This window comes from Yoonia sp. (assembly GCF_042093035.1).
Taxonomy (GTDB): Bacteria; Pseudomonadota; Alphaproteobacteria; order Rhodobacterales; family Rhodobacteraceae; genus Yoonia.
The window spans coordinates 1-17,906 of the sequence record NZ_JBELFI010000045.1; the positions used below are offsets into that span (position 1 = coordinate 1).

A 17,906-nucleotide genomic window follows, 5' to 3' on the forward strand; every position below is an offset into this window, starting at 1 on the left:
GTTAGTTCAAAGACCGATATCCTGGTGGCAGGGCCGGGGGCGGGATCGAAGGCCAGGAAAGCCGCTGATCTCGGGGTTGAAGCGATGGATGAGGATGCCTGGCTCGCCCTGATTGGCGCCACATGAGCGGACGCCCGGAGGTTCTCTTTCCGCTTTTTGGCGCGCTGACGAAGCTTGACGGCATCGGCCCAAAATCCGCACAGGCGCTAGAGGCAGCTGGCATTGAAAAACCACGCGATATTCTAATGACCTTGCCACACACAGGCGTCGACCGCAGCCGCAAATCGAGCGTTTTGGACGTGGTGGCCCCGGCCGTTGCCACGGTCGAGGTTCTTGTCGGCGAACATCACCCGCCGCGCACGCGAGGCCGCCCGTACCGCGTCTTTGTGGAGGACGCATCCACCAGTTTTCAGCTCGTTTTCTTTCATGCACGTGGCAATTATTTGCAGCGCATTTTGCCAACAGGTCAGCGGAGGATCATTTCAGGAAGGGTAGAGGTATTTGATAATGTTGCACAAATTGTGCATCCGGATCATATTCTGCCGCTCCATGAGGCCGGTGACATTCCTGCATTTGAGCCGGTTTATCCCCTTCATGCGGGGATCACGCAAAAAACGATGTTCAAGGCCACAAGGTCCGCATTGGCGATGGCACCAGAGCTGGCCGAGTGGATTGACCCTGCACTCAAGGCCCGCGAAAAATGGTCTGATTGGCGCGATGCATTGGTTGCAGCGCATAGTCCGACGTCGCTTTCGGAGGTTGGCCCGAATGCGGTATCGTGGGCGCGGCTTGCCTATGATGAGTTGTTTGCGCATCAGTTAACGCTGGCATTGGCGCGCGCGGCCTCGCGGCGGGCGAAGGGCATCGCATCTGTTCCGACAGGCGCGCTGACAGCGAAGGTTTTGGCGGCGCTGCCCTATGTGCCAACCGCTGCACAAACTCGTGCTGTGAGCGAAATCGGGGCCGATCTTGGTGCGCCCATCCGCATGAACCGCTTGCTGCAGGGGGATGTTGGCTCTGGCAAGACGCTTGTTGCCTTGATGGCTTTATTGGGCGTGGTAGAGGCGGGCGGGCAGGGTGTGATGATGGCCCCGACCGAGATTTTGGCGCGCCAGCATCTGGATGGTTTACGGCCTTTGGCGCAGAGTGCTGGCGTTGCTCTCGCGCTTTTGACGGGGCGAGACAAGGGTGCCGCACGGCGCGAAAAGCTCGCGGCTTTGGCGGCGGGTGAGATTCAGATTTTGGTGGGCACCCATGCGGTGTTTCAAAAGGATGTGATCTTCGATGATTTACGCCTTGCCGTGATTGATGAACAGCACCGTTTTGGTGTGGCACAGCGTATGCAGTTGGGGGCGAAAGGACGCTCCGTGGATGTCTTGGTGATGACGGCCACACCCATTCCGCGCTCACTGGCGCTTGCCCAATATGGCGATATGGACGTGTCGGTGCTGGATGAAAAACCACCCGGGAGGACGCCAGTCCAAACGGCGCTTGTGTCTGCATCGCGGATGGATGAGGTGGTCGACAAGCTGCGCAAAGCAGTGGCGGATGGCAAGCAGGCCTATTGGGTCTGCCCATTGGTTGAGGAAAGCGAAATCGTCGATATGACGGCGGCAGAGGAACGCTTCAAGAGATTGCGCGCGGCCCTTGGTGAAGGCATTGTCGGGCTTGTTCACGGTCAGATGCCGCCCGCTGAAAAAGATGCGGCGATGGCGCGGTTTGTGGCTGGACAGACAAAAGTACTTGTCGCCACGACCGTGATTGAGGTGGGTGTGAATGTGCCCAATGCTTCCATCATGATGATCGAACATGCTGAAAGGTTTGGCTTGGCACAGTTGCACCAATTGCGGGGGCGTGTTGGCAGAGGGGCCGCGGCCTCAACCTGTTTGCTGATCTACCAAGCGCCTCTAAGCGAGACCGGCCGCAGGCGATTGGAGATTTTGCGGGAAACCGAAGATGGCTTTCGGATATCGGACGAAGATCTGGCGATGCGCGGGGCAGGGGATGTGATCGGCACCGCGCAATCGGGCCTGCCGCGCTTCCATATCGCAGACCTTGAACGACACGCACCCCAGATGGCCATTGCACAAACAGATGCGCGACGGTTGTTGAATGACGATCCATCGCTGCAATCGCCGCGCGGAAAAGCGGCCAGAGTGCTCCTTTGGTTGATGGAGCAGGACAAAGCTATCCGTTTAATAACAGTGGGTTAGTCAAATATACCCCAAAAATGTTCGCAGATGTTCCTAAAAAGTTCTTTACAACGCATTAATCATATGAGAACAAAACAGCAACAGAACGAAAAGGGAACATCATATGGCACAGGAAATCAAATCGGTCATCGCCCGCTCGCGCGACACGCTGTTGATGGATGCGCTTGGGGTGGTTGCTCTGGCCGTTATGCTGATCGTCGGATTGTCTCTGCCTGGGCTAATCTGACTTGCCTGACGTTTAGGTCCGGTCCGCCCATTGCCCTGTCCCAAGCTGCAATGTGGTATTGACCTGCCTGTCATTGTTCATCGCGGGGGTTTTGCCTCTCCCCGTTGAACAAATGACCGGACCTGATCGTTTATTCCTGCCGCCGCCATCCTGCCCCGGATGTGCGGCGGTTTTTTATACGCTGGCGTGCTGGTGATGCAGCGCGTCAAGCGTAGCATCAAAGGCCAGCATGATGGACGCATGGCGGTTTTTGTAATCTTTGGCCGGTTGCAACACTTCGAGCGCTTCAAATGGGGCAGTTGGGACCGGTCCATCTTCCTTCAACATCGCAAATAGCGCGTCGCGTCCCTCTTGCACCTGCGCCACAGTCAAACCGACGACGTTGGCCCCCACAACGGCGGCTGCCGCCTGTCCCAATGCGCAGGCTTTCACGTCTTGGCCATAGTCCGAAATCACCCCATCGCGCAGATTCACATCTACGGTGACGGTTGATCCACACAGCGGCGCGCGCTTCTTGGCGGTCGCGTCGGGGGTTTCCAAACGGGTGGTGCGCGGCATGTCAGCGGCGAGGGCCAGAATGCGCCCTGAATAGAGCTTGATAAGATCGGTTTCCGCAGACATCGCGTTGCCCTTCGTCAGTGTCCCCCTTAGATAGGGCGCAAGCACAGGCTTGCAAAGGTTTTTGATATGTCTTTTGACCCTTCGACACTGCGATACAATGATGCTGGGCTTATTCCCGTGATCGCACAGGATGCGAATTCTGGCGAAGTTCTGATGTTGGCGTGGATGAATGCCGAAGCAGTGGCCCGCACATTGCACACCCGCAAGGTCACTTATTGGTCCCGGTCGCGTCAGGAATTCTGGGTCAAGGGGGCCACAAGCGGAAATACGCAAGGGCTGGTTGATTTCCGCATAGACTGCGACCGTGATTGCTTGCTGGTGGCCGTCGATCAAAGCGGGCCAGCTTGTCACACCGGGCGCCGGAATTGTTTTTTTACCAGCGTGCAGGATGGTGCAGAGGTTGAGGTCGATTAATCGACCCAACCGATCATGGCTTTGACATCTGCCACCGTAGCGGCTTCGGCCCGATATTTCGCAATCGCTTTTGACTGGTCAATTTTTGCAAGGCGCTTGCCGTCCTCATTCGTGACCAAGCCGTGGTGATAGTAGACCGGTGTCGGATAACCCAACAACTTTTGCAGCAGCACATGCAATGGCGTGAGCGCCTGCAGGTCTTGCCCACGCACGACATGAGTGACTTTCTGCAGGGCATCATCATGCACACAAGCCAAATGGTAGGCCGGATCGCCGGTGTCCTTGCGCTGCAAGATCGGATCGCCAAGCTCTGATATGATTTGTGCTGCGGTCGTAATCACGGTGACCGGAACCCCGTCACTGATCTCAATATAGCTCAGATTGACGCCAATCCGTTCCATCGCCCTGGCCACATTCAGGCGCAGGCCATCCATTTGTTTTGCATCAGCCATGGACCTTTCTCGGCATGTACCGGGATAGACAGGGCCATCGGCACCCTTCGCAGCACCTGCGTCCGTGATCTGGCGTCGCGTGCAGGAACAGGGGTAGATCAACCCACCAACCGCGAGGCGAAGCAGGGTTTGCGCATAGTCAGCCATATGCGCCGATTGCCGCCTGACCGGTCTTGGCCAAGACAGGCCAAGCCATGCGAGATCTTCATATATCGCGTCCTCGTACTCTGGTCGCACACGGGTGCTGTCGGTATCTTCGATCCGCAAGAGAGCCGTGCCATCAAATTGTTCTGCAACATCCCAGACCGTGAGCGCGGAATACGCGTGACCCAGATGCAGCAGCCCGGTGGGCGAAGGTGCGAAACGGGTAATCACGTGTGGCGCAGGATGATGACATCAGAACCCATCCCGACGTCATCCAGATGTGGCCCATGTTCGCGGAAAATCACCTCAGCCAATCCAGCATCGCACACCGCATCAAGCGCGTCCGCATAGCTTTGGTCTGCAAGCGTTGGGTCATTGTAGGACATCGCCAATAACCCATGCTCGGGCATCATATCAATCAAAGGGGCCAGTGTTTCCGGCGGGGCCGCACCAAGGCTGATGACACCGACTGCCACGATCACCGGATAGCTGCCGGCCGCAAATCCCATGTCGGCCGGACTGGCGTGCCACGTCTTGCGGTAAATGCTGCGATCCGCCACTTGATCCAACATCTGCCTGGTGACATCGGTTCCGTCGATGGTTCGAAAACCGACTTTCCGCAAAGCCGCGCCGCCAATCCCCGTACCGCAGCCAAAATCAAGGATTTCGGTATCCAATGCAGCGAATTTGGTCAAGGCCGCCGCCAGCCTGTCGGGGGTTTGATAACCGCGTTCTGTGACTTCCGCATGATAGCGGTCGGCCCAATCGGCATAGACCGCGATCGTCTCGTCCACAGGGCGCGGGGTCCAGAGCGATGGCTGCAAGACGTCTTTCTTATCTGTCATAGAACCAGTCTAGAGCCGCAGATCAGGCCGCGTCCAGTGCGATCTGACCAAGCCAAGCTTGCCAATCAGTCTTTGCGCGATCCGTATAGGCTTTGTAGCGGTCCTTGCGGCCACGCCGCCCGCCTTTGACGCCTTCCAGCGGTGGAAAAAGGCCGAAATTGACGTTCATCGGCTGAAAGGTCTTCGCCTCCGCGCCGCCAGTGATATGCGTCACAAGCGCGCCCACCGCCGTGGTGTTCGGCACAGGGTTGAGCGTCTGACCCGTGAGTTCCGCGACAGCCATCCGACCGGCAAGCAATCCCATTGCCGCACTTTCAACGTAACCTTCGACACCTGTGATCTGGCCCGCTAAGCGAATATTGGGGCGCGAGCGCAAACGCATCTCAGCGTCCAGCAGCGTCGGCGAATTTATAAATGTGTTGCGGTGAACTCCGCCCAAGCGCGCAAATTCAGCATTCTCTAACCCGGGAATTGTTTTGAAAACAGCCTTTTGAGAACCGTATTTCATTTTAGTCTGAAAGCCTACAATGTTAAAAAGTGTGCCAAGCGCGTTGTCACGGCGTAGCTGAACGACGGCGTAGGGCTTGTTCTCGGGGTCATTGGCATTGGTCAGACCCACAGGCTTCATCGGGCCAAAGCGCAATGTTTCGCGGCCGCGTTCAGCCATCACCTCAATCGGCAAACAGCCATCGAAATAGCCCGCGGTTTCGCCTTCCTTGAACTCGGTTTTGTCCGCGGCCAGGAGCGCGTCGATAAACGCCTCATACTGGTCTTTGGTCATTGGACAATTAAGGTAGGCTGTGCGTTCTGCCTCCGTCTCGCCCTTGTCGTATCGCGACTGCATCCATGCGACGTCCATGTTGATCGTCTCGTGATAGACGATGGGGGCGATTGCATCGAAAAACGCCAAAGCCTCGGCGCCGGTTTCTGTTGCGATCGCTTCCGCAAGGTTGCCTGAGGTCAAAGGACCCGTCGCAATGATCCAGTGCCCGTCTTCAGGCAGGGCCGTAATCTCTTCATAAGAAACGGAAATATTTGGGTGCGCCGTCAACGCGGCTGTGACGCTTTGTGCAAATGGGTCTCGATCCACCGCCAAAGCACCACCAGCAGGCAAGCGGTGCTTGTAGGCGGTTTGCATAATCAACCCGTGGGCTTGCATCATTTCCCAATGCAGCAAGCCCACGGCGTTTTGCTCATGATCGTCTGAGCGGAACGAATTTGAACAGACCATTTCGCCAAGATTGCCCGTGCGATGCGCAAAGGTTCCGACCTTCGGGCGCATCTCATGGATCACGACGTTAAGCCCTGCGTTTGCGGCCTGCCAGGCGGCCTCTGATCCGGCCATGCCGCCACCGATGATATTGAGTGTCTGTGTCATGGGGCTGATCTAATGCGACCATATGCAAAAGGAAAGGCCCGCAACATTCGCGGGCCTTTGTTTTATGCGTCTTCCTCGTCGTCTTCGTCGCCCTGGTCGGCGATCCACGCCACGCTGACCACGGTTTCACCTTTACCTGTGTCAAAGACCTTCACACCACCCGCACCGCGCGACCGGAAGGAAATCCCTTCGATCGGCACGCGGATTGATTGTCCGGTGGACGTGACCAGCATGATCTGATCGGACATTTCAACCGGGAAGGAGGTCACGAGCGGGCCGCCGCGCATCGCCTTGTCCATCGCGGCAACACCCATGCCGCCACGTCCGCGCACAGGATAATCATGGCTGGAAGACAGTTTCCCAGACCCCTGCGCCGTGATCGTCAGGATCAGGTTTTCAACGGCTGACATTTCTGCATAGCGTTCGGGGCTGATCGCGCCTGCGACGGTGTCTTCCTCATCATCGACTTCTGCATCATCCGCAAGACCGGCCATCGCGCGGCGCATCTTGAGGTAAGCGGCACGTTCTTCGGCTTCCGCCTTGAAGTGGCGGATGATCGACATTGAAACGACTTTATCATGACCTTGCAGCCTGATCCCGCGCACACCAACAGAACTGCGTGAATTGAAGACACGCACATCGGTGGCAGGGAAGCGGATCGCACGGCCACTGTCGGTGACCAGCATCACATCGTCATCATTGGACGCGATCCGTGCGTTAATCAGCGTGGTATCGGCGTGATCGTCCTCAAACTTCATCGCAATCTTGCCATTGCGCATGACGTTGGTGAAATCCGACAGTTTGTTGCGGCGCACCGTGCCCGCAGAGGTGGCAAAGACAACCTGCAAATCGTCCCACTCCTCTTCCGGGCGGTCCACAGGCATGATCGCGGCGATGGAAACACCTGTCGGGATCGGCAGGATATTGACGATCGCCTTGCCTTTGGCCGTCCGGCTGCCCAGCGGCAGGCGCCAGGTTTTCAGTTTGTAAACCATGCCGTCGGTCGTGAAGAACAAAAGCTGGGTATGCGTATTGGCAACGAAAAGGGTGGTGACCACGTCCTCTTCCTTAGTCGCCATCGAAGACAGACCTTTGCCGCCACGGCGCTGCGCGCGGAAGTCGGTCAAGGCGGTGCGTTTGATGTACCCACCAGAGGTGACTGTGACGACCATGTCTTCTTTTTCGATCAGGTCTTCGTCTTCCATGTCGCCGGACCAATCGACGATCTCAGTGCGGCGCGGGACGGCAAAGAGATTGCGGACCTCATGCAATTCGTCACGGATGATTTGCATGATACGCTCGCGCGAGCCAAGGATTTCAAGGTACTCGCGGATCTTGCCCGCCAATTCCTGCAATTCATCAGTGACTTCCTTGACGCCGATCTGGGTCAGGCGTTGCAGGCGCAATTCCAGAATTGCGCGGGCCTGTGCCTCAGACAGGTTGTAAGTACCATCGTCATTGGCGGGATGGGTCGGATCATCAATCAACTTGATGTATTCCAAAATCGCTTCGGCGGGCCAGCGGCGCGTCATCAGTTTTTCACGAGCAGTCGCTGCATCGGCGGAAGATCGGATTGTCGCAACAACTTCGTCGATATTTGTCACAGCAACAGCCAAACCACACAGCAGATGCGAGCGTTCACGTGCCTTGCGCAATTCAAACGCGGTGCGGCGGGCCACGACCTCTTCGCGGAAGTCAACGAAGGCGGTCAGAAAGGCCCGCAGGGTCAATTGCTCAGGCTTGCCGCCATTCAAAGCGAGCATGTTACAGCCGAAATAGGTTTGCATCGGCGTAAAGCGGAAGAGTTGGTTCAACACGACTTCTGCCGTGGCATCACGCTTCAGCTCGACCACAACGCGGACGCCGTTACGGTCAGATTCGTCTTGGACGTGGGCGATGCCTTCGATTTTCTTGTCGCGGGCAGCTTCCGCGATTTTGTCGATCATCGCGGCTTTATTCACCTGATAGGGAATTTCATTGATAACAATGGCGTAGCGATCCTTGCGGATCTCCTCCACCGCGGTTTTCGCACGCACAATCACCGATCCGCGTCCTTCCAGATACGCTTTGCGCGCACCAGCGCGGCCAAGAATAATCCCGCCTGTGGGGAAATCTGGGGCTGGAATATAGGAAATCAATTCCTCGGACGACAAATCCGGGCTGTCGATCAAAGCGAGGGTCGCATCAACGACTTCGCCAAGGTTATGCGGCGGAATATTGGTTGCCATGCCGACGGCAATGCCGCCCGCGCCGTTCACCAGCATATTGGGGTAGCGCGCGGGCAAAACCGTCGGTTCGCGGTCCTTGCCGTCGTAGTTGTCCTGAAAATCGACGGTGTCTTTGTCGATATCCGCCAATAGATAGACAGCCGGCTGGTCCATGCGCACTTCGGTATAACGATAGGCCGCAGCGCGATCACCATCCATTGAGCCGAAATTGCCCTGACCATCCAAAAGCACCAGCGACATGGAGAAATCCTGCGCCATCCGCACCAGTGCGTCGTAAATAGCGCTGTCACCGTGAGGGTGGTATTTACCCATGGTTTCGGCGACGGGCCGAGAGGATTTCCGGTAGGGCTTGTCGGGCGTGTTGTTGGTGCCGTGCATCGCAAAAAGAATGCGGCGGTGCACCGGTTTGAGACCATCACGCAGGTCCGGAATGGCGCGCGACACGATGACACTCATGGCGTAATCGAGGTAGCTGGTTTTCAACTCATGTTCGATGGTGACAGAGGGGCCATCATATGCGGGGCGCATAGGCGGCATTTCTTCTTCATTTTCAGGTGTTTCTGGAGTATCGTTCACGTTATCCGCCCGGCTTGCCTGCACTGCTATATTTTGTTGATCTTAACATAGCAGACACTTGATATAGCACGCAATGGCGGATGCGCGGTGACCGGCAGACAGTCACCACTCTCCATTTCATCTTGGCCAAAAAAACTCCCGCCGGAGGCTCCGGCGCCTGCTGTTACCGGATGGCATCAGCCGTGTTAACGTGCGCGTCTGAGCATCCCAAAGAGGTCACGTGGGTCGTCTGGATCGGCCACCAGATCAATGTCGATGTAGTAGGGCGTGTTCTGTATCTTTTGGTGCACATACCGCAAGGCACTGAAATCCTCGATTGCAAAGCCGACGCCATCAAAAAGTGTGACCTCGCTGGATGATTGCCGCCCCTTTTGTGCGCCGGTAATGACCTGCCAAAGTTCCGTCACCGGGTGATCCTCTGGCATCTGCTGGATTTCGCCTTCGATGCGCGTCTGCGGCGGGTATTCCACAAACACAGAGGACCGCGCGACAATGTCGCGGTGCAATTCGGTTTTACCGGGGCAGTCGCCGCCGATGGCGTTGATGTGGACGCCCGCACCAACCATGTTATCGGTCAGAATTGTCTGCATGTCCTTATCCGCGGTGGCGACGGTGATAACGTCAGCGCCCTCAATCGCCTGTTCTGGCGTGTCGCATGGGGTGATGTTGAAGCCCAGACCGGACAGGTTGGTCATGCATTTTTCGGTTGCGGCATTGTCGATGTCATAGAGCCGGATATCGTCGATTCCACAGACCGCTTTGATCGCGAGGCATTGGAACTCAGATTGTGCGCCGTTGCCGATCATCGCCATCGTTTTGGCGTCCGGCGACGCGAGATGCCTAGTCGCGACCGCCGACATCGCACCGGTGCGCAGGGCCGTCAGGATCGTCATTTCGCTGAAAAGTGTCGGATAGCCGGTATCGACATCTGCCAAAACACCAAAAGCTGTCACGGTTTGCAGGCCTTCTTTCATGTTTTTGGGGTGGCCGTTTACATATTTGAAACCGTACTGCGTGCCGTCTGATGTCGGCATCAATTCAATCACGCCAACGTCCGAATGGCTGCCAAGCCGCGGCGTTTTGTCAAAGAGTTCCCAACGGGCGAAGTCAACTTCGATTTCGCGGGCAAGATCGGCCAGAAACGTCTCGATCCCGATGTGGTGGACAAGCCGCATCATGTTATCGACGCTAACGAATGGCACCATCGCCAGTTTTGATGCTTTCAGGCTCATGATTTATCTCTTGTTGGACGGTCAAAGATGCGACGACCAAGCAGTGAGGCGGTCAGCTCAACCATCAGGTTTGCTGTTTTCCCACGGTCATCCAGAAACGGGTTCAATTCCACAAGATCGAGCGATGTGACAAGCCCGCTATCGGACAGCATTTCCATCACCAGATGCCCCTCGCGGACAGTTGCGCCACCGGGCACAGTGGTGCCGACGGCTGGGGCGATGGATGGATCCAGAAAATCGACATCCAAGGACACATGCAGCATCCCGTCTTCAGCCGCGACGCGGTTGAGGAAGGCCTGCAGCGGCGCGCTGATGCCTTCTTCGTCAATGCGGCGCATATCGACGAGGGTCACATCGCCATCTGACAAAATCGCCCGCTCTGCGGCGTCAACGGAGCGCAGCCCAACCATGCAGATGTTGCGGCTTTCGACAATCGCGGGCAGGGGTGGATAGGCCTCAAAACCCGGGCGGCCTGTGACGTAACCTACGGGTGTGCCGTGCAAATTGCCGCTGTCGGTTGTTTCGGGCGTGTGGATATCGCTATGGGCATCGAGCCAGAGTGCGAAGAACGGACGGCCTTCGGATTGCGCATGTGCGGCCATGCCTGCCACGGTGCCAGCCGCCAGCGCATGATCGCCGCCCAGGAAGATCGGCATCCCTTTGGGCGCTGCCTGCTGTGCGGCCGACATCAAAGTATGAGTCCAGCCGACGTTTTCGGCCAATGCATGGACCAGCGGATTTTGCGGGGCAGGCACCGTGACCGCTTTCGGGGTCAGGTTGCCGATATCTGCGACGGTGTGGCCAAGCTCGGCAATCGCCTCGGCGATGCCGGCGGTCCGGTAGGCGTCTGGCCCCATAAGGCAGCCGCGGCGTCTTTTGCCGCAGTCCACAGGTGCGCCGACAAGGATGCAATGTTTTTGTGTCATGCGTTGAGTGTTACGCAAAACAAGGGGTGGGATAAGCCTTCAAATTGTGCAAAGTGGTGGCATACTTGTCATAATGGGCAGACAGAATGGACAAACTGGACGGAGACCTCATCGCGTCGCTCAAGCGCAACGGGCGGGCATCATTGTCGGAGCTTGCCGCCGAGCTTGGAATCACGCGTAGCACCGTGCGCGTGCGCCTTGATCGTCTGGTGCAGGGGGGTGAAATCGCGGGATTCACCGTGCTGACCCGCTCTGATGTGCGCCCTGATGCGGTACGCGGGTTGATGATGCTTGCGATTGCCGGGCGGGGTGCTGAAAAGACCATGAAACAGTTGCAGCGTATGCCGCAGGTGCAGGCGGTCCATTCCACCAACGGGACCTGGGATCTGGTCGCTGAAATCGGCACCCAGACACTGGAACAGTTCGACGAAATACTCTTCGCGATCCGGCGGCTGGAGGGGGTTACGCGATCAGAGACGAACCTGCTTTTGTCTACGCGTCGTTAGCACGGATGGCCATGATCCAGCCGATGACCAAGACCGCGGACGCACCTGCGTTCCAGCTTGCCATCGACAGCGAAAACAGCTCCCAGGTCACCTGATCGCAGAGCACGATATTGGGGCCTGTGATCGTCAAAAGGTCGGCCCCACTCAGGCCGTCCAGACTGCCGCCGCCGGTGCATGTGCTTGGTCCTTCCCAAAAGTCACGTTCAACGCCGGTGTGATAGACACCGATGCCCGCAGTCGTCGCAGCGGCCAAGGCACCCAGAGCTGGCAAGACACGACCCCCCAATTTCCACGCCAAAACCCCGATTACGATCGCCGCAAAATGTGGCCAACGCTGCCATAGGCATATCGCGCAGGGTGGGTACCCCAAGGCCTGAAACAGATAGGCACCGGCCAAAAGCGCGGCCGACCCGCCCGCTGATACGGCGACATAAAATGGACGTGTCATAGGAACCCCAACGCTGCAAAACCCAAGATCAACAAAGCACAAAACACGATGAAAACAAGTCCCAGGCGACGTTCAATGAAGTCCCGGATTGGGGCGCCGAATCTCCACAAGAGCGCGGCCACAAGAAAGAATCGCAAAGCCCGGGCAAAGATGGAGGAGACGATGAAAACGCCCAACGGCAGCCCCGTCACCCCTGATGCGATTGTAATCACCTTGAACGGCAGAAACGTCACGCCCGCAACCACCACCGCCCACGCGCCGTAGGCGTTAAACACGGCAGCCATTTCGGCGAAGCTGGCCCCCTTGCCGTAGAATTCGAGGATCGGCTGGCCAACAGTCTCCATCAGGGCGGCACCGATGTAATAGCCAAACAACCCGCCCGCGACCGATGCGACCGTTGCCACTGTCGCGATTACAAAGGCGCGTGATGGCCGCGCGATAATCATGGGAATCATCAAGACATCCGGCGGGATCGGAAAGAAGGAAGATTCCACGAACGCCACAATCGCCAGCGCCCAAAGCGCATTTGGCGATTGCGCCAGAGAGATTGTCCAATTGTAAAGCGCGCGCAGCATCTGTGGTGAGTTCCCTTTTTGGCCTTAGGCCATGCGCGGTGTTGCGGGTCAAGTCCGGGCATTCATCAATTGGGCTCAAAACCCGATTGACGCCACCAAATCAGCGCTTTAATGGAAGTGTCTGTGGCCGATGTGGCGGAATGGTAGACGCAGGGGATTCAAAATCCCCCGATAGCAATATCGTGAGAGTTCGAGTCTCTCCATCGGCACCACAAACACCCGCGATGAGAACTAGATGTTGTGATGTACGCGTGAATTCTGTAGGAAAAGCTCAACATTTGGTCAGTTATACCCGCTATAGGCGAATGACGTAGGGTTTCTGCACACGTATAGTGCCTTATCAGTTGAAACATGCTGACTATGAAATTAGACGGTTGAATTATGCAAGATGCGCGCAGGTGCGCTGTGCAAGTGCCGCATTGGGTTTGTTTTGTGGGCCATTGTTTCGGTCCAAAACGGGGGAGAGGAAAGCATGGTAAGCGGCTTTCTTATTGTAGGCCTTTGAGGCACGACGCTTTGTCGGGATTGAAGCAGGCGATTGACCGGCTTGATCTGTGTCCCCGTGACCTCAGTTCATTTGATATTGATGTTGAAAACCTCGCGGCCAGCATACTGCGTTTTTCGGACCAGAGCGCGTTGCAGGTCGCACAGATCGAACAGCTGATCCCGTGTTTTACGTCCGGCGCCATTATCGCAACTCCACGCGGGGGTGTCCCTGTCGAAACGCTCCAATCGGGCGATCGTGTGATTACCCGTGACAACGGCATTCAAACGCTCACTTGGGTCGGAAAAAAGCGGCTCGACCATGTGCAGCTGCAAGCGCTCGCCGCATTGCGACCGATCCATATTGCTGCTGGCGCATTAGGCAATAACCGCCCTGAAACCGACATGCTTGTGTCGCCAGCGCACCGAATGCTGATCGTGTCTGACCTTGCACGCCTGCATTTTGGTCAGGCCGAAGTGCTTGTCGCGGCGAAGGATCTTTGCGATCTGCCCGGCGTCTCTGTGTCGGAGCAACCCTATGTGACCTATTACCATTTCATGTGCGAAAACCATGAATTGGTCTTGGGCGATGGCGCATGGAGCGAAAGCTTTCAGCCCGGTGATTTCTCGATTAAGGGGCTTGATGCGGCCCAACGCGAGGAGTTGTTTGCGCTCTTCCCTGCGCTTGAAACCAAGTCGGGTACCAAAGCCTATCAGGCGGCTCGCGCAACGATCAGCCGGCAGGAAGCGCGGATGTTTTTCAGTGGGAAATAGCCCGCCACGCGGCCCAATCCTCAGGTGTGTCCAGATCAAAACGCGCCCGATTGCCCTTTAATGGGACAAGCACCGTCTGCGTTGCATTCTGCGCAATGATCGGTGTCGCGCCATCATCACCGTTCAGGGTCTCAAATGTGGGGCGCAATCGCGCGTCAAAAATCACTGGATGACCGGGCTGACCGGCTTGCGTCGTCGCACGCCAGATCATCGCATCGGGTTGGTCGCGTCGTGCGTTTATGAGGTCCAACAGGTCTTCTGTTTCCAGCGCCACCAAATCTGCCAACATCACCATGAACGCATCGCAGCCGGGCAGTTGTTGCAAAGCGCCGCGCAGGCTGTGTGACAGTCCCTTTATCGCTTCGGGCACGGTCAAGACGGCGACGTCGAGGTCTGCAATTGCGATTTGCCGTGCGCTTGCACCTGTTGGAAGCGCTACAAAGACGGGCGCGCCCGTGGCTGCGGCCATCTTGACCTGTCGTCGCAAGAGCGGCTCTCCGTTCGCGTCTTCCAGCATTTTGTCGGCCCCGCGCATCCGCGTTGACTGACCTGCCGCCATGATCAGGATCGGGATCATCCGCGCATCACAGCGCCATCTGGATCAAAGAGCGGTGTGACAATCCGCCTGGCCCTGCGCAATTGGCCCATGATTTCGATCTCTACTTCCATGTCATCGGACCCCATATCACGCGGTACCAAGGCCAGCGCAATCGATTTGCCCGTGTGGTGTGAAAAACCGCCCGAGGTGCAGAAGCCCTTTACCTCTCCGTTGATGAACACCGGCTCATAGGCCACCACATCGGCATCATCTGCATCGACCTCAAACGCGACCGACATGCGGGCGGGGGGATTGGCCCGCTCTGCTTCGGCTGCGGCCCGGCCGATGAAATCGGTGTTCTTTTTGAAGCTGATAAAGCGGTCCATGCCGGTTTCGGCGGCGGTGTAATCGGGCGAGAATTCCGACAACCAAGAGCCAAAGAACTTGTCCAGCCGCAGCGACATCATTGCGCGCATCCCAAATGGGGTGATCCCCATCGGTTGTCCTGCGGTCCAAAGTGTCCACCAGAGTTGGCGCTGATCCATCGGATCGCAGTAAATTTCATACCCCAGATCGCCGGTATAGCTGACACGTTGCACAATGCAGGCCACTTGGCCGACGGTCATCTGTCGCACATCCATGAAATTCATGGCTGTCACATCGTCGCGCGTACAAGCCGCCAAAAGATCACGCGCGCGCGGGCCTGCGATCTGAAAACCGGTGCGGCGGTCCGAGATGTTTTCGACGGCCATGTCACCCGACAGGTTTTGCAGGAACCAGCGGTGGTGAATGTTCTGTGCGCCATAGCTGGCCGTGATCTGAAATTCGGTTTCCGACAGGCAAGACACGGTGAAATCGCCCCAAAGCCGTCCCTTGGGCGACAGCATCGGTGTCAAAGACATACGCCCCGGTTGCGGGATGCGTCCTGCCATGATCCGGTCCAGCCACGTGCGCGCGCCGGACCCTGTGATGCTGAATTTACCGAAGTTCTGGACCTCGTTGATGCCCACACCAGCGCGCACGGCTTTCACCTCGCGCGCGGTGGCTGCAAATGCGTCAGAGCGGCGGAAGGTGGGTGTTTCAAAGTCTGGCTCGCCGTCTTGGGCAAAGTAATTGGCGACCTCAAGCCCGAATTGATGCCCCCAGACCGCCCCAAGATCACTGAAAATATCATACATCGGCGTCGTACGATGCGGACGTGCTGCGGGCAATTCTTCGTTGGGATAACTGACCGAGAAACGGCGCTGGTAGTTTTCAATCACCTTGGGCCGCGTGTAACCGGGGGTGATCCAATTGCCGTAACGCCCGATATCCATCGCCGTGACATCACGTTCACATTCGCCTTCAACCATCCATTGCGCCAGCATCAGGCCGACGCCACCACCTTGGCTGAAGCCTGCCATCACGCCGCAAGCAGACCAGTAATTCCGCAGACCCGGCACCGGCCCCACAAGAGGGTTGCCATCAGGTGCAAAGGTGAAGGGGCCGTGGATCAGCGATTTGACGCCCGCGCGTTCCAGTACCGGAAAACGGCGATAGGCGAAATCAATCGAATCCGCAATTTTATCAAGGTTATCAGGCAATAGTTCATGCCCGAAATCCCATGGTGTGCCGTCCACGGCCCAAGGTGCGCAGGTTTGCTCATAAAAGCCGATGCAAAGCCCACGCCCTTCTTGGCGCAGATAGCTTTCGCCAGCGGGATCCATCACATGGGGGTGTTCTGTGTCACGTTCAAAGATTTCTGGCAGATCGTCGGTGACGATATATTGGTGCTCCATCGGGTGCAGGGGGACGTAGGTTCCCGCCATAGCAGCCACCTCACGCGCCCAGAGACCCGCAGCATTCACCACGTGTTCTGCATGGATGGTGCCCTTGTCGGTGACCACATCCCATGTCCCGTCAGGGCGCGGATTGGTCGCGACGACCTTGGTGTGCAATTCAATCGTCGCGCCACCCATCCGCGCGGCCTTCGCATAGGCGTGCGTCGTGCCGGATGGGTCAAGGTGCCCGTCAAGCGGGTCATAAAGCCCACCCACAATCCCATCAAGGTTTGTAATCGGAGCGATCTTGGCGATGTCTTCGGGGCCAACAATTTCGGTTTCTAGCCCCATGTAGCGGTGCTTGGCCCGTTCTGCGACAAGCATATCAAAGCGGTCCTGATTGTCTGCCAACGTGACCCCGCCCACATGGTGCAGGCCACAGGACATGCCCGTGATCGCTTCCAACTCGCGGTAAAGCTTGATCGTATAGCCCTGCAAAGCGGCCATGTTGGTGTCGCCATTAAGCGTGTGAAACCCGCCCGCCGCATGCCAAGTAGACCCAGATGTCAGCTCCGAACGTTCCAGCAGCATCACGTCAGTCCAGCCAAGCTTTGTCAGATGATAAAGTACTGAGGCGCCAACGACGCCACCGCCGATAATGACCGCTTGGGTGGTGGTTTTCATGGGGCCGTTCTCCTGTTTGTTATCGGCACTATGCCCAGCGAAATTTGCAGCGCGGTTCAGAAAACGACATCTGGTGTCGGTGAATGGCTATCGTTCGCACCCCGCTTTGCAGACGCTAGAGATGTCATCAAACGAAAGGTTTGCCAGATGCGTACTCATGCCCAAGCCGTCGTCATCGGGGGCGGTGTTATTGGCTGTTCGATCCTGTATCATCTGGCAAAACTGGGATGGAGCGATGTCGTGTTGCTCGAACGTGACGAGTTGACGTCTGGATCCACTTGGCACGCGGCCGCCAATATTCACGGGCTGCATGACAGCACCAACATCAGCCGTATCCAGCATTATACGATGAATCTGTATAACGCTTTGGAGGAAGAAACCGGCCAATCCTGCGGTGTGTTCCAGCCTGGGTCGCTGTATCTGGCGCAAACTGAGGAACGCGAACATCAGCTACATCTACAGGCGGCAAAGGCCAAATTTTACGGGATGAACTTCCACGAAGTGGACCGTACAGAGGCAGAACGCTTGCATCCATTGGTCAATTACGATGGCGTCCGCTGCATCATGTTTGAGCCCGATGGCGGCAATGTGGACCCATCAGGTGTGACGAACGCCTATGCGATTGGCGCGCGCAAGATGGGCGCGGAAATCCACCGTTTTACGCCTGTGACTGCGACCGTGCCGCAACCGGATGGCACTTGGATCGTTGAGACGCCAAATGGCAACATCCGTACCGAATGGGTTATCAACGCCGCCGGTCTTTGGGGGCGGGAGGTGGCAAAACTGGCGGGGATTTCATTGCCGCTTTTGCCGACGGAACATCAGTATTTTGTCACCGACACAATCCCCCAGATCGCTGCCATGGATCGCCGCTTGCCATCAG

The 17,906-nt window shown here is 57.2% G+C and carries 17 protein-coding genes and 1 tRNA gene; 7 read left to right on the plus strand and 11 right to left on the minus strand.

Annotated elements, in window-relative coordinates:
- The first annotated feature begins 122 nt into the window (after positions 1 to 122).
- Both recG and ACFDSS_RS07725 read left to right on the plus strand, forming a co-directional pair.
- Positions 123 to 2,213 carry an ATP-dependent DNA helicase RecG gene (gene recG, locus ACFDSS_RS07720; protein ID WP_375255187.1) on the plus strand — a complete coding sequence of 697 codons (2,091 nt, stop codon included), beginning with the start codon at positions 123 to 125 and terminating at the stop codon, positions 2,211 to 2,213.
- Between the two features lie 103 nt (positions 2,214 to 2,316).
- Positions 2,317 to 2,439, plus strand: coding sequence for a hypothetical protein (locus tag ACFDSS_RS07725; protein ID WP_375255188.1), 123 nt, complete (start codon positions 2,317 to 2,319; stop codon positions 2,437 to 2,439).
- 174 nt (positions 2,440 to 2,613) lie between these two features.
- Here the strand turns inward: ACFDSS_RS07725 and ACFDSS_RS07730 are convergent, their stop codons facing one another.
- A complete protein-coding gene (locus tag ACFDSS_RS07730) occupies positions 2,614 to 3,060 on the minus strand; it encodes an iron-sulfur cluster assembly scaffold protein (RefSeq protein ID WP_375255189.1) in 447 nt (148 codons plus the stop codon).
- Positions 3,061 to 3,126: 66 nt separating this feature from the next.
- Here ACFDSS_RS07730 and hisI point away from each other — a divergent pair, with 66 nt between their 5' ends.
- Complete coding sequence (hisI, locus tag ACFDSS_RS07735) at positions 3,127 to 3,474, plus strand: phosphoribosyl-AMP cyclohydrolase (RefSeq protein ID WP_375255190.1); 348 nt, start codon at positions 3,127 to 3,129, stop codon at positions 3,472 to 3,474.
- On the opposite strand, the gene gluQRS is transcribed toward hisI, so the two are convergent.
- From gluQRS to rocF, 6 genes are all read right to left on the minus strand, one after another.
- The gene (gene gluQRS, locus ACFDSS_RS07740; protein ID WP_375255191.1) at positions 3,471 to 4,301 is read right to left on the minus strand and encodes a tRNA glutamyl-Q(34) synthetase GluQRS; all 831 of its coding nucleotides are present in this window, start codon (positions 4,299 to 4,301) and stop codon (positions 3,471 to 3,473) included. The two genes, hisI and gluQRS, sit on opposite strands and share 4 nt — an antisense overlap.
- Positions 4,298 to 4,915 (minus strand): class I SAM-dependent DNA methyltransferase, encoded by a 618-nt coding sequence (locus ACFDSS_RS07745; RefSeq protein ID WP_375255192.1) that lies wholly within the window; start codon positions 4,913 to 4,915, stop codon positions 4,298 to 4,300. Before ACFDSS_RS07745 ends, gluQRS begins: the two co-directional genes overlap by 4 nt.
- 22 nt (positions 4,916 to 4,937) lie before the next feature.
- On the minus strand, positions 4,938 to 6,293 hold the full coding sequence (trmFO, locus tag ACFDSS_RS07750) for a methylenetetrahydrofolate--tRNA-(uracil(54)-C(5))-methyltransferase (FADH(2)-oxidizing) TrmFO (protein ID WP_375255193.1): 1,356 nt from the start codon (positions 6,291 to 6,293) through the stop codon (positions 4,938 to 4,940).
- A gap of 62 nt (positions 6,294 to 6,355) precedes the next feature.
- On the minus strand, positions 6,356 to 9,097 hold the full coding sequence (gyrA, locus tag ACFDSS_RS07755; RefSeq protein WP_375255194.1) for a DNA gyrase subunit A: 2,742 nt from the start codon (positions 9,095 to 9,097) through the stop codon (positions 6,356 to 6,358).
- A gap of 185 nt (positions 9,098 to 9,282) precedes the next feature.
- Positions 9,283 to 10,329 (minus strand): ornithine cyclodeaminase, encoded by a 1,047-nt coding sequence (locus tag ACFDSS_RS07760; protein WP_375255195.1) that lies wholly within the window; start codon positions 10,327 to 10,329, stop codon positions 9,283 to 9,285.
- Entirely contained in the window at positions 10,326 to 11,255 is a 930-nt protein-coding gene (rocF, locus tag ACFDSS_RS07765) for an arginase (protein WP_375255196.1), read from the minus strand. Before rocF ends, ACFDSS_RS07760 begins: the two co-directional genes overlap by 4 nt.
- 86 nt (positions 11,256 to 11,341) lie before the next feature.
- Here rocF and ACFDSS_RS07770 point away from each other — a divergent pair, with 86 nt between their 5' ends.
- Positions 11,342 to 11,761 (plus strand): Lrp/AsnC family transcriptional regulator, encoded by a 420-nt coding sequence (locus ACFDSS_RS07770; RefSeq protein ID WP_375255197.1) that lies wholly within the window; start codon positions 11,342 to 11,344, stop codon positions 11,759 to 11,761.
- On the opposite strand, the gene ACFDSS_RS07775 is transcribed toward ACFDSS_RS07770, so the two are convergent.
- Both ACFDSS_RS07775 and ACFDSS_RS07780 read right to left on the minus strand, forming a co-directional pair.
- On the minus strand, positions 11,748 to 12,209 hold the full coding sequence (locus ACFDSS_RS07775) for a disulfide bond formation protein B (protein ID WP_375255198.1): 462 nt from the start codon (positions 12,207 to 12,209) through the stop codon (positions 11,748 to 11,750). The genes ACFDSS_RS07770 and ACFDSS_RS07775 overlap by 14 nt on opposite strands.
- Complete coding sequence (locus tag ACFDSS_RS07780) at positions 12,206 to 12,784, minus strand: YqaA family protein (protein WP_375255199.1); 579 nt, start codon at positions 12,782 to 12,784, stop codon at positions 12,206 to 12,208. The genes ACFDSS_RS07775 and ACFDSS_RS07780 overlap by 4 nt, the downstream gene beginning before the upstream one ends.
- 126 nt (positions 12,785 to 12,910) lie before the next feature.
- Here ACFDSS_RS07780 and ACFDSS_RS07785 point away from each other — a divergent pair.
- Both ACFDSS_RS07785 and ACFDSS_RS07790 read left to right on the plus strand, forming a co-directional pair.
- A tRNA-Leu gene (locus ACFDSS_RS07785) sits at positions 12,911 to 12,996 on the plus strand.
- Between the two features lie 304 nt (positions 12,997 to 13,300).
- Positions 13,301 to 14,041, plus strand: coding sequence for a Hint domain-containing protein (locus ACFDSS_RS07790; RefSeq protein ID WP_375255200.1), 741 nt, complete (start codon positions 13,301 to 13,303; stop codon positions 14,039 to 14,041).
- Here the strand turns inward: ACFDSS_RS07790 and ACFDSS_RS07795 are convergent.
- Together ACFDSS_RS07795 and ACFDSS_RS07800 are read right to left on the minus strand one after the other, a co-directional pair.
- A complete protein-coding gene (locus tag ACFDSS_RS07795) occupies positions 14,028 to 14,618 on the minus strand; it encodes an NTP transferase domain-containing protein (protein ID WP_375255201.1) in 591 nt (196 codons plus the stop codon). The two genes, ACFDSS_RS07790 and ACFDSS_RS07795, sit on opposite strands and share 14 nt — an antisense overlap.
- Positions 14,615 to 17,023, minus strand: coding sequence for an FAD-dependent oxidoreductase (locus tag ACFDSS_RS07800; RefSeq protein ID WP_375255202.1), 2,409 nt, complete (start codon positions 17,021 to 17,023; stop codon positions 14,615 to 14,617). Before ACFDSS_RS07800 ends, ACFDSS_RS07795 begins: the two co-directional genes overlap by 4 nt.
- A gap of 147 nt (positions 17,024 to 17,170) precedes the next feature.
- Between ACFDSS_RS07800 and ACFDSS_RS07805 the strand changes: the two genes are divergently transcribed.
- On the plus strand, positions 17,171 to 17,906 hold a 736-nt coding region (locus ACFDSS_RS07805), incomplete at its 3' end, for an NAD(P)/FAD-dependent oxidoreductase (protein WP_375255203.1).

Bases quoted from the DNA above. Each gene is read 5' to 3' on its own strand.
- hisI (WP_375255190.1), top strand. From the start codon at position 3,127: ATGTCTTTTGACCCTTCGACACTGCGATACAATGATGCTGGGCTTATT.
- ACFDSS_RS07770 (WP_375255197.1), top strand. From the start codon at position 11,342: ATGGACAAACTGGACGGAGACCTCATCGCGTCGCTCAAGCGCAACGGG.
- ACFDSS_RS07795 (WP_375255201.1), bottom strand. From the start codon at position 14,618: ATGATCCCGATCCTGATCATGGCGGCAGGTCAGTCAACGCGGATGCGC.
- ACFDSS_RS07775 (WP_375255198.1), bottom strand. From the start codon at position 12,209: ATGACACGTCCATTTTATGTCGCCGTATCAGCGGGCGGGTCGGCCGCG.
- ACFDSS_RS07730 (WP_375255189.1), bottom strand. From the start codon at position 3,060: ATGTCTGCGGAAACCGATCTTATCAAGCTCTATTCAGGGCGCATTCTG.
- ACFDSS_RS07800 (WP_375255202.1), bottom strand. From the start codon at position 17,023: ATGAAAACCACCACCCAAGCGGTCATTATCGGCGGTGGCGTCGTTGGC.
- ACFDSS_RS07780 (WP_375255199.1), bottom strand. From the start codon at position 12,784: ATGCTGCGCGCGCTTTACAATTGGACAATCTCTCTGGCGCAATCGCCA.
- ACFDSS_RS07725 (WP_375255188.1), top strand. From the start codon at position 2,317: ATGGCACAGGAAATCAAATCGGTCATCGCCCGCTCGCGCGACACGCTG.
- ACFDSS_RS07760 (WP_375255195.1), bottom strand. From the start codon at position 10,329: ATGAGCCTGAAAGCATCAAAACTGGCGATGGTGCCATTCGTTAGCGTC.
- recG (WP_375255187.1), top strand. From the start codon at position 123: ATGAGCGGACGCCCGGAGGTTCTCTTTCCGCTTTTTGGCGCGCTGACG.
- trmFO (WP_375255193.1), bottom strand. From the start codon at position 6,293: ATGACACAGACACTCAATATCATCGGTGGCGGCATGGCCGGATCAGAG.
- rocF (WP_375255196.1), bottom strand. From the start codon at position 11,255: ATGACACAAAAACATTGCATCCTTGTCGGCGCACCTGTGGACTGCGGC.
- ACFDSS_RS07745 (WP_375255192.1), bottom strand. From the start codon at position 4,915: ATGACAGATAAGAAAGACGTCTTGCAGCCATCGCTCTGGACCCCGCGC.